2 protein-coding genes are annotated in these 1,784 nt (G+C 37.6%); both read left to right on the forward strand.

The genetic code is table 11. The annotated features are described in order from the left end of the window. Window positions 1-132: 132 nt before the first annotated feature. Window positions 133-1,500, forward strand: coding sequence for a tRNA 5-hydroxyuridine modification protein YegQ (gene yegQ / locus IRT38_RS11980; RefSeq protein ID WP_194597816.1), 1,368 nt, complete (start codon window positions 133-135; stop codon window positions 1,498-1,500). A 3-nt stretch (window positions 1,501-1,503) separates the two neighbouring features. Beyond that, complete coding sequence (locus IRT38_RS11985) at window positions 1,504-1,752, forward strand: YfhL family 4Fe-4S dicluster ferredoxin (RefSeq protein WP_004953897.1); 249 nt, start codon at window positions 1,504-1,506, stop codon at window positions 1,750-1,752. Window positions 1,753-1,784 lie beyond the last annotated feature (32 nt).

Raw genomic sequence — 1,784 nt, forward strand, 5'->3', positions numbered from 1 at the left:
CCTTCGGGTGCTTTTTTATTGACACTTAAATTGGGTCTAACACGTTAAAAATCCTGAGTAAATTACTTGGTTGAATCTATAGTTTGAACTTCTTAAAATAATCCCTTATTTTAAATATGCCTTTATTGCATCATGAATACTGAATTACTCTCTCCTGCTGGTTCACTAAAAAATATGCGTTATGCTTTTGCTTACGGAGCAGATGCTGTCTATGCAGGGCAACCACGTTATAGTTTACGTGTCAGAAATAATGAGTTTGATCATGACAATCTTAAAATTGGCATAGAAGACGCTCACTCACTTGGGAAAAAATTTTATGTCGTCGTCAATATCCAGCCACATAATAGTAAATTAAAAAATTTCATACGTGATCTATCCCCAATTATTGAAATGAAACCAGATGCATTAATCATGTCCGACCCAGGGTTAATCATGATGGTTCGTGAGCATTTTCCTGATATGCCAATTCACCTATCAGTACAAGCAAATGCCATCAATTGGGCTACAGTTAAGTTTTGGAAAGACTATGGCTTAAGCCGTGTAATTCTTTCACGTGAGTTATCTTTAGACGAAATTGAAGAAATTAAAAATAACGTGCCAGATATTGAGTTAGAAGTATTTGTACATGGCGCGTTATGTATGGCCTATTCTGGTCGATGTCTACTATCGGGTTACATGAATAAACGTGATGCCAATCAAGGCGCATGTACCAATGCTTGTCGTTGGGAATATAAAATCCATGACGCACAAGAAGATTCAAATGGAGATGTTATCCCTGTTCAACAGTTCGAAAATTCAAAAGTATGTTGTTCTAAATCATCACATGAGCGTAATACTATCAATCCAGTATTAGTACAACGCAACGATGAGGATATGTTTGCCGCCGAAGAAGATGAGCATGGTACTTATTTCATGAATTCTAAAGATCTTCGCGCGGTGCAACATGTCGAGAGGCTGAGCCAAATGGGCGTCGCTTCACTAAAAATTGAAGGTCGAACCAAATCTTACTTTTATTGTGCCCGCACCGCACAAATTTATCGAAAAGCAATTGATGATGCATTATCGGGTAAATCTTTTGATCAAAGTCTAATGACACAACTTGAAGGTTTAGCTAACCGTGGCTACACAGAAGGTTTTTTACGTCGCCATACTCATAGTGAATATCAAAATTATGAAGATGGCTCATCACATTTTGACTTTCAACAATTCTGCGGAGAAGTATTAGAAAGGAATGGTGACTTCATCCGAATTGAAGTCAAAAATAAATTTATTGTCGGGGACTCACTTGAATTAATGACACCGAAAGGCAACGTCCATTTTGTGCTCGAACAAATGCGTGATCTCAAAGGTAATCTTATCGATAATGCCAAAGGTTCAGGTCATACGGTTGAAATTCTATTTCCACAAGAAATTGATATTCGTTATGCATTGCTGATTCGGAACTTACCTCAAGCAAAACAGCAATTATCATCAGCCTCTTTAGCATACCCAGCACATTAATTCATGGCTCTAATGATTACTACCGCATGTATCAACTGTGATATGTGCTTACCAGAATGTCCAAACGAAGCAATATATGAAGGTGCTAAGATTTATGAAATCGATACCGAACGTTGCACAGAATGTGTCGGTTTTTATGATGCACCGACCTGTATTGCAGTTTGCCCGATAGATTGCGTTAAACCTGATCCACAACATAATGAATCACATTCAGAACTTTTAGAAAAGTTTCGAAGATCAAAATCACAGTAAGTTACAAATAAAAAAAGCGCCTTGCGGCCACT

Origin of the sequence: Acinetobacter sp. SK-43 (genome assembly GCF_015351505.1) — a bacterium.
Lineage (GTDB): Bacteria > Pseudomonadota > Gammaproteobacteria > Pseudomonadales > Moraxellaceae > Acinetobacter > Acinetobacter junii.